The organism is Inhella sp., from assembly GCF_027532025.1.
In the GTDB taxonomy this organism is placed as follows: Bacteria; Pseudomonadota; Gammaproteobacteria; order Burkholderiales; family Burkholderiaceae_C; genus Inhella.
On record NZ_JAPZSY010000117.1, the window covers coordinates 1 to 13,866 of the forward strand.

Annotated in this window: 11 protein-coding genes; 2 read left to right on the plus strand and 9 right to left on the minus strand. The window is 67.7% G+C overall.

Translation table 11 applies throughout. From position 1 onward, the window contains the following. The 9 genes from O9335_RS14270 to mutS form a co-directional block, all read right to left on the minus strand. Nucleotides 1-1,259 (minus strand): metallophosphoesterase (locus tag O9335_RS14270; RefSeq protein ID WP_298389266.1); only part of this gene is annotated, 1,259 nt, incomplete at its 3' end. A 34-nt stretch (nucleotides 1,260-1,293) separates the two neighbouring features. Further along, entirely contained in the window at nucleotides 1,294-1,836 is a 543-nt protein-coding gene (locus tag O9335_RS14275; protein ID WP_298389268.1) for an ATP-binding protein, read from the minus strand. After that, nucleotides 1,833-2,441 carry a nicotinamide riboside transporter PnuC gene (gene pnuC / locus O9335_RS14280; RefSeq protein ID WP_298389270.1) on the minus strand — a complete coding sequence of 203 codons (609 nt, stop codon included), beginning with the start codon at nucleotides 2,439-2,441 and terminating at the stop codon, nucleotides 1,833-1,835. The genes O9335_RS14275 and pnuC overlap by 4 nt, the downstream gene beginning before the upstream one ends. Nucleotides 2,442-2,484: 43 nt before the next feature. Continuing rightward, nucleotides 2,485-2,751, minus strand: coding sequence for a septum formation initiator family protein (locus O9335_RS14285; RefSeq protein WP_298389272.1), 267 nt, complete (start codon nucleotides 2,749-2,751; stop codon nucleotides 2,485-2,487). Nucleotides 2,752-2,763: 12 nt separating this feature from the next. Further along, nucleotides 2,764-4,050 (minus strand): phosphopyruvate hydratase, encoded by a 1,287-nt coding sequence (gene eno, locus O9335_RS14290; protein WP_298389274.1) that lies wholly within the window; start codon nucleotides 4,048-4,050, stop codon nucleotides 2,764-2,766. Nucleotides 4,051-4,130: 80 nt separating this feature from the next. After that, nucleotides 4,131-4,436 (minus strand): DUF1330 domain-containing protein, encoded by a 306-nt coding sequence (locus O9335_RS14295; protein ID WP_127680997.1) that lies wholly within the window; start codon nucleotides 4,434-4,436, stop codon nucleotides 4,131-4,133. Further along, complete coding sequence (locus tag O9335_RS14300) at nucleotides 4,433-6,097, minus strand: CTP synthase (RefSeq protein ID WP_298389278.1); 1,665 nt, start codon at nucleotides 6,095-6,097, stop codon at nucleotides 4,433-4,435. Before O9335_RS14300 ends, O9335_RS14295 begins: the two co-directional genes overlap by 4 nt. Nucleotides 6,098-6,200: 103 nt before the next feature. Beyond that, entirely contained in the window at nucleotides 6,201-7,007 is an 807-nt protein-coding gene (locus O9335_RS14305) for an alpha/beta hydrolase (RefSeq protein ID WP_298389280.1), read from the minus strand. After that, on the minus strand, nucleotides 7,004-9,607 hold the full coding sequence (gene mutS / locus O9335_RS14310) for a DNA mismatch repair protein MutS (RefSeq protein ID WP_298389282.1): 2,604 nt from the start codon (nucleotides 9,605-9,607) through the stop codon (nucleotides 7,004-7,006). The genes O9335_RS14305 and mutS overlap by 4 nt, the downstream gene beginning before the upstream one ends. 115 nt (nucleotides 9,608-9,722) lie before the next feature. On the opposite strand from mutS, the gene O9335_RS14315 reads away from it, so the two are divergent. Both O9335_RS14315 and O9335_RS14320 read left to right on the plus strand, forming a co-directional pair. Then, the gene (locus O9335_RS14315) at nucleotides 9,723-12,155 is read left to right on the plus strand and encodes a bifunctional diguanylate cyclase/phosphodiesterase (RefSeq protein WP_298389283.1); all 2,433 of its coding nucleotides are present in this window, start codon (nucleotides 9,723-9,725) and stop codon (nucleotides 12,153-12,155) included. 39 nt (nucleotides 12,156-12,194) lie between these two features. Next, nucleotides 12,195-13,859, plus strand: coding sequence for a choice-of-anchor I family protein (locus O9335_RS14320; RefSeq protein WP_298389285.1), 1,665 nt, complete (start codon nucleotides 12,195-12,197; stop codon nucleotides 13,857-13,859). Nucleotides 13,860-13,866 lie beyond the last annotated feature (7 nt).

A 13,866-nucleotide genomic window follows, 5' to 3' on the forward strand; every position in this document is an offset into this window, starting at 1 on the left:
CGAACGATGCCGCCCGTGTTGGCCATGACGAGACTAGCCCGGATGCCGCAGTTGTTCATCAGCGCGACTTGGGCCCCCAAATCGCGCGTGGCCGCCAACTGAGCATCGGCGATCAAGTGCCCCATGGGCGATTCGTTGCCCACCACCATGGGTACTTCTGTGGCCAGCCGGCCGATCTCGCGCTCCATCAAGGGTTTGGCTCGAGCAATGTAGCCAGCCAGCAGTTCGGTTTGCTCGGGATCCTTGGCGAAGGTGTCCAGCCGCACCAGCACATTGGTGGCGCTGGTGTCGACCACATCGCGCGTGCGGCGGTCGATGCGGAGCTCGATGTCCGTCACCATCGAGCCGTACTTGTCGCCGCTGGTTACCCGGCGGCCGTCGATCACGCAGTTGTACGCCCGGTGGGTGTGGCCCGTGACCACCAAGTCCACGGCCTTGTCCATGCGGGGCACCATGTCGGCAATGGGGCCCGAGATGCCGTCGCAGCCGTTCATGCTTGAGGAGCGGGGGTAGCCCCCTTCGTGGATCAGCACCACGATTGCTTCCACCCCCTGACTGCGAAGCACCTTTGCCCATCGGTTGATGGACTCCACCTCGTCGTCGAAGCGCAAGCCCGTCGCGGCCGAGGGCATCACCAGATTGGGAGTGTTCTTCAGGGTCAGGCCGATGAAGCCCACGGGGACGCCATCGAAGTGACGCACCTGGTAAGCCGGCAGCAGGGTGTCGCCCGTGGCTTCGACGACGGTGCTGGCGGCCAGGTACTGAAACCCCGTTCCCTTGAATGGCTTTGGGCCACGGCACCCTTCCGTGGGGTGGCAACCGCCCCGCTGTCGCCGAAGCAGTTCGGCGTGGCCCGCATCGAACTCGTGGTTGCCCACTGCCGACAAGTGCAGGCCCATCAGGCTCAAGGACTCGAGCGTGGGCTCGTCAAAGAACAGGGCCGACAGCAAGGGCGAGGCGCCGATCAAATCGCCCGCAGCCACAAAGACGTGATGGGGCTTGTTGGCGCGCAAGGTCTTGACAGCCGTGGCCAGCGCCTCGGACCCGCCCACGGGCACGTTGATCGTTTTGCTGGGGTCTTGAGGGTCTTGAAGGCGGAAAGGCGCCGGCGGTTGCAAATTGCCGTGGAAGTCGTTGATCGCCAGCACTTGCACCTTGAGCACATCGGGGGCTGGCGTGGGTGGCGTGGCACAGCCCGCCAGCCACGCGGCCAGTAGGGCACCTGCAACAGCAAACCACGAAAACGGACGGCGGGACATTCGGACTCCAAAACCAAGCCCGTGATTCTCGCTCTCAGCCAGGGCCTGGGCTCGCCAGTCGCCGCCGAATCCAGGCTTCGGCCTGGGTCAATCGGTCGGGCAGGGCCCCTCGCAGGGTTTCGTGCGGCAAGCGGTGGGCGTGCAGCAGGTCCGCCAACTCGGCGTGGGTGCGCTGACGCGTGGCCTCGCCATCGCGGAGCCAACCGTCGGCTTGCCATGGAATGCCGTCGGGCGCGCACAACAGGGTGAGGGCCACGCCGCGCTGCGACTGCAAGGCGCCGAGCATGAGGCTGGGGTCGTCAAAGTAATGCACGCTGTAGAGCGCAGTCATCAGCGCTGTGGTGTCGGCCACCACCACCGGGTGTGCAGCTGCTGCGCATTGAATTTGCCGCTGCTGCTCGGCCGCGATGTGCGCCTGCTCCAGCCGGCGTGGTGTCCGGTCTTGGCTGAGGCACCAATGGCGCAAGTGCTCGGGCACCGTGGCTGCAGGCAGGTCGGCCAACCGCTGCCCCAAGGCTTGGGTGAGGGTGCTCTTGCCCGTGCATTCGGCCCCCAGCAGGGCGACGATGAGGCTCATGCGGGGGCGTCCAGCAACTCCCGTTGCCAGCGCCACCAGCCCCAGGCGGCCAAAGGGATGAAAGCGGTGTAGAGCATCACGGTCAGCCAGTACCCTTTGTAGGCGAACAGGCTCACCGAAACCGCATTGATGGCCACCCAGAACGTCCAGTTCTCGATGAGCTTGCGCCCCAGCAGCACCGTGGCCACCACGCTGGCCACGGTGGGCAGGGCATCCCAGTAGGGCACGGGCGAGTCGGTGGCGTGCTGCAAGAAGGCCCCCAGCAGTGGCCAGCCCAAGGCGACGGTCCCGAGGCTCCAGGCCCACCCACGGCGCGAAAGTCGTCTCACGGGCAGGGCGTGCCCGGCTTCGCCGCGGAACCATTGCCACCAGCCCCAGGCGGCCAGCACGATGAAGAAGGCTTGCAGGCCAGCCTCTCCGTACAACCGCCCATGCCAGAAGAACAGCCCATACAAGGCGGACGATGCGATGGCCAGCGGCCAAGCGGCGATCCACTGCCGTTGGTTGCACCACACCATGGCCACCGACAGGATGACGGCCAGCAGTTCCAGCCAGGTGACCGGGCTGCCCCAGGCCGTGAAGGCCGGGTGAAAAAAGGGTTCCATCGGGTTCAGCAGACGCCGGTGCAGGCGCCTTGTGCCAGCCGGCTCACTGGAGCCGAACGAAGATTTCGTCCGGCTTGACCATGCCCAGTTCGCCGCGCGCCTTTTCTTCGACCATCTCGAGCCCCTCGCGCAGGTCTTTGAGCTCGGCGCGCAGCCGCACCAACTGTTGACGGGTGGCCTGGTTTTGAGCCTCTTGGGCCTTCAGCGCCACCCGCAACTCGGCCACGTGGGAGGCCGACTGTTTGCCCCACCAGATCTGGGCCTGGACCCACACGAAGCCCAGACCCAACAGGATGGCGATGGCGCGCAAGGCGGTGCCCGATCAGCGCAGGTTGTAGAACGCCGCGCGGCCGGGGTACACGGCCACGTCGCCGAGGTCTTCCTCGATGCGCAGCAACTGGTTGTACTTGGCCATGCGGTCGGAGCGCGACAGCGAGCCGGTCTTGATCTGGCCGGCGTTGGTGCCCACGGCGATGTCGGCGATGGTGCTGTCTTCGGTCTCGCCCGAGCGGTGGCTGATGACGGCGGTGTAGCCAGCGCGCTTGGCCATCTCGATGGCGGCGAAGGTTTCGGTCAGGGTGCCGATCTGGTTGATCTTGATGAGGATCGAGTTGGCGATGCCCTTGTCGATGCCTTCCTTCAGGATCTTGGTGTTGGTGACGAACAGGTCGTCGCCCACGATTTGCACCTTCTTGCCCAGGCGGTCGGTCAGCAGCTTCCAGCCGTCCCAGTCGCCTTCGGCCATGCCGTCTTCGATGGAGATGATGGGGTACTTGTCGACCCAGGTGGCGAGCATGTCGGTCCACTGGGCGGCGCTGAGCTTGATGCCGCCTTCGCCTTCCAGCACGTAGACGCCGTCCTTGTAGAACTCGCTCGCGGCGCAGTCCAGGGCCAGCGCGATTTGCGTGCCTGGGGTGTAACCGGCGGCCTCGATGGCCTGCAGGATCATCTGGATGGCGGCCTCGTGGTTGTCGACGTTCGGGGCAAAGCCGCCTTCGTCGCCCACGGCGGTGCTCATGTGCTTGTCGTGCAGGATCTTCTTCAGGGCGTGGAAGGTCTCGGCACCCCAGCGCAGGGCCTCGCGGAAGCTGCTGGCGCCCACGGGGACGATCATCAGCTCTTGCAGGTCGAGGTTGTTGTTGGCGTGCGCGCCGCCGTTGACGACGTTCATCATCGGCACGGGCAGTTGGCAGCCGTTCATGCCGCCGAAGTAGCGGTACAGCGGCAGGCCGGCTTCTTCAGCGGCAGCGCGGGCCACGGCCATCGACACGGCCAGCATGGCGTTGGCGCCCAGGCGGCTCTTGTTGTCGGTGCCGTCGAGGTCGATCAGGGTCTTGTCCAGGAAGGCTTGCTCCGAGGCGTCCAGGCCCATCACGGCTTCGCTGATTTCGGTGTTGATGAACTCCACCGCCTTCAGCACGCCCTTGCCCAGGTAGCGGCCTTTGTCGCCGTCGCGCAGTTCGATGGCTTCGCGGCTGCCCGTGCTGGCGCCGCTGGGCACGGCGGCGCGGCCCAGGGTGCCGCTTTCCAGCAGCACGTCGCATTCAACGGTGGGGTTGCCGCGGCTGTCGAGGATCTCGCGGCCGACGATGTCAACAATGGCGCTCATGGGGGATGTCCTTAGGAAGCAAGAAAAACTGCACGGAAGTTTAGAGGGGTACCCCTCGGTAACTTCGCCTCAAACCGGGTTCACGTGGGGGAGTAGCCCTCGACCAGCGTGACGTTGAAATACTCGGTCGCCCCTTGGCGAAGGGCGCGCGAGGCGGTGTAACCCTCGCCGAAGTACCAGGCCTTGGCGGCCTCCATCGACGGGAAGCGCAGCACCACCAGGCGGGCCGGGTGCCAATCGCCCTCGACCACCTCCATGGCGCCACCGCGCACCACGTACTCGCCGCCGTGGGCGGCCACCGTGGCCGGGGTGGAGGCCATGTAGGCCTTGAAGGTTTCGGGGTCGCTGACCTTGCTGGCGATGACGGCGTAGGCGGGCGTGCTCATTGGGCTTGGGCCTGGGCGTTGGCCTGCTTGTGCTGCAGTGCGGCCTTCACGTACGCGATGAACAGCGGGTGGCCATCCCACGGCGTGCTCTTGAACTCGGGGTGGAACTGAACGCCCACGTACCAGGGGTGCACGGCCTGCGGCAGCTCGACGATTTCCGTGAGCTTCTCGCGCTGGGTGATGGCGCTGATGGCCAAGCCTGCCTTTTGGAGCTGGTCCAGGTACTGCTCATTGGCTTCAAAGCGGTGGCGGTGGCGCTCGGTCACCACCGGGCCGTAGATGGCGTGGGCGATGGTGCCGGGCTTGACGTCGCTGCTTTGCGAGCCCAAGCGCATCGTGCCGCCCAGGTCGGAGTTGGCGTCGCGCTTCTGGATGCTGCCGTCGGCGTCCTGCCACTCGTCGATCAGGGCGATGACCTTGTGCGGCGCATCGGGGTCCATCTCGGAGCTGTTGGCGCCCTCGAGGCCGGCCACGTGGCGGGCGTACTCGATGGTGGCCACTTGCATGCCCAGGCAGATGCCGAGGTAGGGCACCTTGTGCTCGCGGGCGTACTGGGCCGCGATGATCTTGCCTTCCACACCGCGCTTGCCAAAGCCGCCGGGCACCAGGATGGCGTCGGCGTTCTTCAGGCTGTCGAGCTTGCCGGCTTCGAGTTCTTCGGCGTCGACGTAGTCGATGACCACGCGGGCGTGGTTGTGAATGCCGGCGTGGCGCAAGGCCTCGTTGAGCGACTTGTACGAGTCCGACAGGTCGGTGTACTTGCCGCACATGGCGATGCGCACTTCGGTTTGCGGGTTCTCCACCTCGTGCACCAGGGTGTCCCAGCGCTTGAGGTCGGTGGACTTGGTGCTGAGCTGCAGCTTGGTGCAGATCATCTGGTCCAGGCCCTGTTCGTGCAGCACGCGGGGCACCTTGTAGATGGTGTTCACGTCCCACATGCTGATCACGCCGTACTCGGGCACGTTGGTGAACAGGGAAATCTTTTCGCGCTCGTCGTCGGGGATGCGGCGGTCGGCGCGGCAGATGAGCGCGTCGGGCTGGATGCCGATTTCGCGCAGCTTCTGCACCGTGTGCTGGGTGGGCTTGGTCTTCAGTTCGCCGGCGGCGGCGATCCAAGGCACGTAGGTCAGGTGCACGAAGGCCGTGTTGTGCGGGCCCATCTTCAGGCTCATCTGGCGCACGGCTTCGAGGAAGGGCAGGGACTCGATGTCGCCCACCGTGCCGCCGATTTCGACGATGGCGACTTCGACTTCATCGGGCGTGCCCACGCCGGCGCCGCGCTTCACGAACTCTTGGATCTCGTTCGTGATGTGCGGGATGACCTGCACGGTCTTGCCGAGGTAATCGCCCCGGCGTTCCTTCTCCAGCACCGACTGGTAGATCTTGCCGGTGGTGAAGTTGTTGGCCTGCTTCATCCGCGTGGTGATGAAGCGTTCGTAGTGGCCCAGGTCCAGGTCGGTTTCCGCGCCGTCGTCGGTCACGAAGACCTCGCCGTGCTGGAACGGGCTCATCGTGCCCGGGTCGACGTTGATGTAGGGGTCCAGCTTGATCAGCGTGACCTTCAAACCGCGGGATTCGAGCAGGGCCGCGAGCGAGGCGGCCGCAATGCCCTTGCCCAGAGAGGACACGACACCGCCGGTGACGAAGACGTATTTGGTCATTGTGTGCAGGGCGTTCCCACGCGCCGCACCCCCTCGGCATCGTGCTGGGGGCCGTGCAGGCCGGAAACGCTCAAGAGGAAAGCCGGAGTATATCGGCGCGGGTTTACCCGAGGTCGGGCAGCAGATTCAGCACAGCCTGCGCCGCCGCCTCGGGCCGTTCGAAGGGGAACAGGTGCGAGCCTTCGATTTCGCGGTAACGGCCGGGGCCGATGAAGCGGCGCGTGGCGTCCAGGCCGCCTTGGCGCATCTCCGCGCTGCGGGTGCCCGCGATGAAGCCCACTGGGGCCTTCAAGCGCCGGGCCACATGGGGCAGGGTGTGCGGCAGGCCGGCGTAGATGCGGGTTTCGACCTCGCGATGAAAGGCCAGGCGCAGGCCGCCGCGCACGGGGTCGGGCTCGAAGCCGCAATCGACGTAGTCGGCCAGCACGCGCGGGTCCCAGGCTTGGAACAAGGGCTTGCTGCCGAAGTGCGCTTCCACCGCCGCGCGGTCGGGCCAGTGGTCGCGGCGCTGCCGGGCGATGCTGGCCGGCGGCATGCGCCACACCACACCGGTCAGCTTGCCCCAGCGCACCAACTCGCGGCGCCAGCCGCGGATGAAGGGCGAGTCGAGCTGCACCACGCGCGCCGCCCATTCGGGCCGGCGTGCGGCCAGCATCAGGCTGAGCACGCCGCCCAGCGAGTGACCGACGAAGTCGATCGGCCCGCTCGGCTGCACGGTGTCGGACACGAAGGCCTCCAACTGGTCCACCAGATGCGGCCAGTTGCTGGTGACGGGGTAGCGCGGGTCGTGGCCCAGCTTGGGCAGGGCGTGGACGGTGTAGCCGGCTTGACGCCAAACTTTGAACAGCAGGCGGTAGCAGCCGGCGGGGTAGCTGTTGGCGTGCAAGAAAACGATCGTGCCAGCGCTCATCGCGCCAAGCCCTTCAAGCGGTAGAGCTGCTCCAACGCTTCACGAGGCGAGCAGGCGTCCACGTCCAGCGCCTGCAAAGCCTGGACGGCAGGGTGCTCGGGCTCGGGTTCTGCGGCCGCCGGTGGCGCGGCGAACAGGTCCACCTGCGCCTCGTCCCCCGCCTTTTGGGCCTCCAAGGCTTCAAGCGCGGCACGGGCCTGGCGCAGCACGGGGTTGGGCATGCCGGCCAGGCGCGCCACCTGCACGCCGTAGCTGCGGCTGGCCGGGCCGGGCTGCAGCTCGTGCAGGAAGGCGATGGTGTCGCCGCTCTCCACCGCCGACACGTGCACGTTGTGCGCGCTGGGGTGGCGCTCGGGCAGGGCGGTCAGCTCGAAGTAGTGCGTGGCAAAGAGGGTCAGTGCGGCGCAGCGGTCGTGCAAATGGCTGGCGATGGCGCCGGCCAGGGCCAGGCCGTCGAAGGTGCTGGTGCCGCGGCCGATCTCGTCCATCAGCACCAAGGACTGTTCGGTCGCGGCGTGCAGGATGGCCGCCGCCTCGGTCATCTCCAGCATGAAGGTGGACTGCGCGTTGGCTAGGTCGTCGGCGGCGCCGATGCGGGTGTGGATGGCGTCCAAGGGCCCCAGGCGGCAGCTCTGCGCCGGCACGAAGCTGCCCATGCTGGCCAGCAGCGCGATGAGCGCCACCTGGCGCATGAAGGTGCTTTTGCCGCCCATGTTCGGGCCGGTGATGACGAGCAAGCGGCGCTTGGCGTCGAGCCGGCAGTCGTTGGGCTGGAAGGCCTTGCCCACGGTCTCGGCCAGCCGGGCTTCGACCACGGGGTGGCGGCCACCGACGATGTCGATGCAGGGGTGGGCCACGAACTGCGGCGCGCACCAGTTGAGCGTGGCGGCGCGCTCGGCCAGCGCGGCCAGGGCGTCCAGGCTGGCCAAGGCGCGGGCCAGGTGGGCCAGCGCGGGCACCTCGGCGCCCAGGGCGTCCAGCAGCTGTTCGAAGAGGGCCTTCTCGCGGGCCAGGGCGCGCTCGCTGGCGCTCAGGGCCTTGTCCTCGAAGGCCTTGAGCTCGGGCGTGATGAAGCGCTCGGCGTTCTTCAGCGTTTGGCGGCGCTGGTAGTCGTCGGGCACCTTGTCCTTTTGGCCCTGCGTGACCTCGATGTAGAAGCCGTGCACCTTGTTGAACTGCACGCGCAGGTTCGGGATGCCGGTGCGCTCCCGCTCGCGGGCCTCCAGCGCCAGCAAGAAGGCGTCGCAGTTGGCGTTGATGGCGCGCAGCTCGTCCAGCTCGGGGTCAAAACCGTCGCGGATGACGCCGCCGTCGCGCAGCCACACGGCCGGTTGTTCGGCCAGCGCGCTGCGCAGCAAGGCCAAGGCCTGCGGGGGCGCGTGGCAGGCGGCGCGCAGCGCGTCCAGCAGGGGCGAGGCCGTGCCCGGGGGCACGGCGGCTTGCAGCTGCGGCAGCACGGTGAGGGTGTCGCGCAGGCCGGCGAGCTCGCGCGGCCGCACCTGGCGCAGGGCCACGCGGCTGCTCACGCGTTCGACGTCGGACACCTGGCGCAGCGCGTCGCGCAAGGGGCCGAAGCCCGCGTCGATCAGCGCGGCGATGGCTTCTTGGCGGCCCACGGCCTGGCGGCGGTCGCGCGCTGGCGTCAGCAGCCAGTGGCGCAGCATGCGGCTGCCCATGCCGGTGCGGCACACGTCCAACAGGCTCAACAGCGTGGGTTCGGGCTCGCCGCGCAGGGTGAGCGTGAGCTCCAGGTTGCGCTGGGTGGCGGGGGGCAGGTCGATCAGCTCGGTCGCGCACAGCACCTGCAGGCGCTGCAGGTGCCCCAAGGCGCGGCCCTGGGTGTGTTCCAGGTAGGCCAGCAGCGCGCCTGCGGCGGCATGGGCGCGGGGCAGGTCTTGCGCGTTCAGGCCTTGCAGCGAGGCCACGCCCAACTGGCTGCACAGCTTGCGCTCGCCCAGAGAAGGCTCGAATTGCCAGACGGGCCGGGGGGTGAGGGCGCTGCGCACGGCGGCCAGGGCCTCGGGTTGGCCCACGGCGCTGGTGTCGCGGGCCACGAGGACTTCGGCCGGGCCCAGGCGCACCAGCCAGCCCGGCAGCTCGGCGGCGCTGCACTCCAGCAGGCCGATTTCTCCCTGGCTGACGGTGACCCAGGCCAGGCCGAAGCGGCCACCGCCCGCGTGCAGGGCGAGCAGCGGGGCGTCTTGCTTGTCGGCCAGCAATTCGGCGTCGGTGACCGTGCCGGGGGTGACGATGCGCACCACCTTGCGCTCGACCGGACCCTTGCCCGCGCCCACCTCGCCCACCTGCTCGGCGATGGCCACCGACTCGCCCAACTTGAGCAGGCGCGACAGGTAGCCTTCGAGCGACACCACGGGCACGCCGGCCATCACCACGGGCTCGCCCCCGCTGCTGCCGCGCACCGTCAGCGTGATGTCCAGCAAGGCGTTGGCTTTGCGAGCGTCGTCGTAGAACAGCTCGTAGAAGTCCCCCATGCGGAAGAACACGAGCAGATCGGGGTGCTCGCCTTTGATGCGCAGGTACTGCTGCATCAGGGGGGTGTGGGCCGAAAGGTCGGCGTCGGGCGCGGTGGGGCTCGTCATGGGGCGCGGGATCTTAGGCGAGCGAGGTCGCGGCGCTCGGGTTGACCGCTGGCCGGCACATCGTTACAACCCGGCAGAAAACGCCGCGTGCAGCGGTGGTCCAGGGAGGAATGGCATGACGTTGAGTTCGCTCGGGCTTGCTTCGCCCGTGCCCGAGTGGCGCGGTGGTGGCTTTGCCGGTGCTTGGCGCTTCGACAGTGGCCGTGGTGAGTGGACGGCCGACGCCGACGTGGCTGGGGCGATGGGTTTGCCAACCCGGTGCGCATTGCGGGACGTGCTGGCCGTGATCGACCCTGCCGATCGGGCTCGGGTGCGGTCGGCGCTGGAGGGCGCGGCGCTCAGTGGCGGGCGGCTTCATCGGCGATTCAAGCTCGTGGGTGGGCCGGCGGCCGGCTCGTGGGTTCGCCTGTCCGGGCTGTCGGAAGGCGGCATCGTGAGTGGCGCCCTGATCGACTTGCCGGGTGAAGGCCAGCGCATGGACAGCTGGCGAGACGCCGAACAGCGCTTCCGCCACGCGTTTGACCAAACCCCCACCACGGCGGTTCAGGGCTACGACCGGCAGCGCCGGGTGATCTACTGGAATGCGGCCAGCGAGGCCTTGTACGGATGGCGGCGCGACGAGGCGCTGGGCCGCCTGCTGGAGGAGCTGATCATCCCGCCGCCCATGCGCGCCGAGGTGATCCGCCCGCACACCGCTTGGGTGGAGCACGACCAAGCCATCCCTGCCGGCGAGTTGGAGTTGCAACGCAAAGATGGCAGCCCCGTGCCGGTGTTCTCCAGCCATGTGCTGTTGCGCAATGGGTGGGGCGAGCCGGAGATGTACTGCATCGACGTGGACTTGCGCGAGCAACGGCAAGCGATGAACGAGGGCCTGCAGCGTGAGCAACGGTTGCAGTTGCTCAGTCAGGTCAGCCATGCCGGCTGGTGGGAGTGGGACGGGGTCAGCCAGAGGCTGCGGTGGTCGTCGGAGATCGGGCGCTGGTTGGGGCTAACGGCGGGGGGCGAGGGAAGCCTGCGCACTCTGTTGGCTCGGCTGGAGCCTTCCACCCGCGAACAGTGGCTGACGTCCTTGGGTCGCCTGCACGCGAACGGCGGGGCCGTGGACTTGGAGCTGCACCACCGCCAAGGCGACCGCGAGCGCCATTACCTGCTGCACGCCGAGCCGGTCGACCCTGAACTGCCCACTCGGCGCGTGGGCACCCTGCTGGACATCACCGAAAGCAAGGAGGCGGCATCTCGGATCGATCGCTTGGCGCACTTCGATGCCACCACTGGGCTGCCCAACCGGGTGTTGATGCGCGAGCGCCTGGCCGAGGCTTTGGCTCGCGGTCAGCGGGAGGGGGCCAAGCTGGTGGTCGGTGCCATTGGCCTGGACCAGTTCCGTCTGGTCAACGAATCGTTCGGCATGGCCGCTGGAGACGCCCTGCTGAGCGCCTGTGCGCAGCGGCTGGAGGGGCGCCTGCGGGCGCAGGATTTGGTGGTTCGGCTCAGCGGCGACCAATTTGGCGTGCTCATGGCGGGCATGGCCAGCGAGGCGGAAGCCGAGACCCTGGCGCAAAAGCTGTTGGCCACCTTCGACCAACCGTTCACCTTGGGCGAGCAGGAGATCTTCCTCACCGCCAGCTTGGGGCTGGCCGTCAGCCCCGACGACGGCCACGAGCCCGAGGCCCTGTTGCAGCATGCCGAAACGGCCTTGCACCGCGCCAAGGAGCAAGGGCGAGGGCATCACCAGTTCTTCCGGTCGGAGATGAACCAGCGGTCGCTGGAGCGGGTGCAACTGATCAACCGCTTGCGCCGCGCGCTGGAGGGGCAGGAGCTGTCGCTCCACGTCCAACCGCAGGTGCTGTTGAGCAGCGGCCAACTCAAGGGTGCCGAAGCCCTGCTGCGGTGGCAGTCGCCCCAGTTCGGCGCGGTGCCGCCCGATCGCTTCATTCCCCTGGCCGAGGACAGCGGCTTGATCGAGCCCATCGGAGACTGGGTGCTGGCCCGCAGCTGCGACATCTTGCGGGACTGGCAGGCGGCGGGTCACAGCCAGCTCACGCTGTCGGCCAACCTGTCGGCGCGGCAGTTTCGGGGGCGTCATTTGGTAGACAAGGTGGCCGCCGAAATCGAACGCTGCGCCATTTCGCCCAGCAGCCTGGTGCTCGAAGTGACCGAGTCCGTGCTGCTGGACCGCGACGGCCGCACCCGAGACCTGCTGTTCGGCCTCAAGGACTTGGGGTTGCGTTTGGCCATCGACGACTTCGGCACGGGGTACTCGTCGCTGTCCTACCTGCGGCGGTTTCCGGTGGACATCCTCAAGATCGACCGAGCCTTCGTGCGCGACCTCGGTCAGGACGCCGACGCCGACGCCCTGGTGCGAGCCATCGCCAGCATGGCGCAGGCGCTCAAACTGACCGTCGTCGCCGAAGGCGTGGAAACCGCCGAACAGGCGGCATTGCTCAAGGCGCTGGACTGCGAGTTCGGGCAAGGCTGGCTGTTTGGCCGCCCCGTGCCCAGCCATGAGTTTGGGCAACGCTTCCTGGGGGTCGACGCGCCGGCGTCATGAGGCTGTCATCGGGTCTGGCCACCATGCCGGTTTTCTCCGATGCCTGTCACCCTCATGTCACGTTTCTCGCGCCTGTGCAACGCCCGCCTTTGGCCTTTGGGCTTGGGCTTGACCCTGTTGGCCGCCGTCAGCGCTTGCGGTGGTGGTGATGCCGCCGTGGACGACGCGACCCCCGCGTCGATCAAGCTGATCCGGTTGGGCGCTTACGAGGGCGGCGCGCTGGGTGCGGCCGAGATCACCGCGTACGACGCGAGCAGCCAGCGCCTGTTCGTGGTCAACGGCGCCAATGGCAGTGTGGACGTCCTGGACCTGCGCAACCCCGCGGCACCCAGCAAGGTGGGCAGCATCGACGTCACGTCCTTCGGCGCTGCCGTCAACAGCGTGGCGGTTCACGACGGCTTGGTGGCCTTGGCCGTGGAGTCCAACCCCAAGACCGCGCCAGGCACCGTGGCGTTCTACAACGCTGCGGACTTGCGCTTGCTCAGCCGTGTCACGGTCGGGGCGCAGCCCGACATGATTGTTTTCACGCCCGACGGCAAGCGGGTCCTCACGGCCAACGAGGGGGAGCCCAGCAGCTACGGCCAGCTCGGTTCGGTCGATCCCGAGGGTTCGATCAGCATCGTCACGGTCAACGGCGGCACCGCTCCCACCGTGGCCACAGCGGACTTCCGCGCCTTCAACAGCCGCGCCGCCGAGCTGCGCGCTGCCGGCGTGCGCATCTATGGTCCGGGCGCCTCGGTGGCACAGGATCTGGAGCCGGAGTACATCGCCTTCAGCGCCGACGGCGGCAAAGCCTTCGTCACTCTGCAGGAGAACAACGCCATCGCCATCGTCGACGTGGCCACGGCCACGGTCACCGACATCAAGGCCCTGGGCTGGAAGGACCACAGCCTGGCCGGCATGGGGCTGGACGCCAGCGACGAGGACGGTGGCACCAACACCAACAGCGGCACGCCGTTGCTCAAGATCGCCAACTATCCGGTGCGGGGTCTGTACCTGCCCGACGCCATCGCGTCTTACACCGTGGGTGGCAACACCTTCTTCATCACCGCCAATGAAGGCGATGCCCGAGCCGACTGGCCAGGCTTCAACGAGGAAACCCGGGTGCGTCAGCACTGCACGGCAGGGCTGGACCCGGCAGTGTTTGGCGCCAACGCGGCCAACCTGCTGTTCGACAGCAACTTGGGTCGCCTGCGCATCACCGCGACCCCCAACGGCGGCACCGACGGCAAGAACAGCGCAGGCCAGTGCAACGTGCTGTACAGCTTCGGCGCGCGCTCGTTCAGCATTTGGAACAGCAACGTCGAGCGCGTGTACGACTCGGGCGAGGACCTGGAGCGTCTCACCAGCGCTTTGCCCAATGCGAACTTCAACGCCAGCCACGACAACAACACGCTCGATGCGCGCAGCCCGTCCAAGGGCCCAGAGCCAGAGGGCGTGGTCGTGGCTCAGTTCGGCAGCAAGCAGATCGCCTTCATCGGCCTGGAGCGCGTGGGCGGGGTGGCCGTTTACGACGTGACCAACCCGCGCGCGCCCGTCTTCATGGACTACTTGAACACGCGCAACGGCACCGGTGGCGATTTGGGCCCCGAGGGTTTGCACTTCATCCCCGCAGCCAAGTCACCCAACGGCAAAGCCCTGCTCATCGTGGGCCACGAGGTCAGTGGCACCACCACCGTGCTGCAGATCAACGCCTTTCGCTGACCCGTGG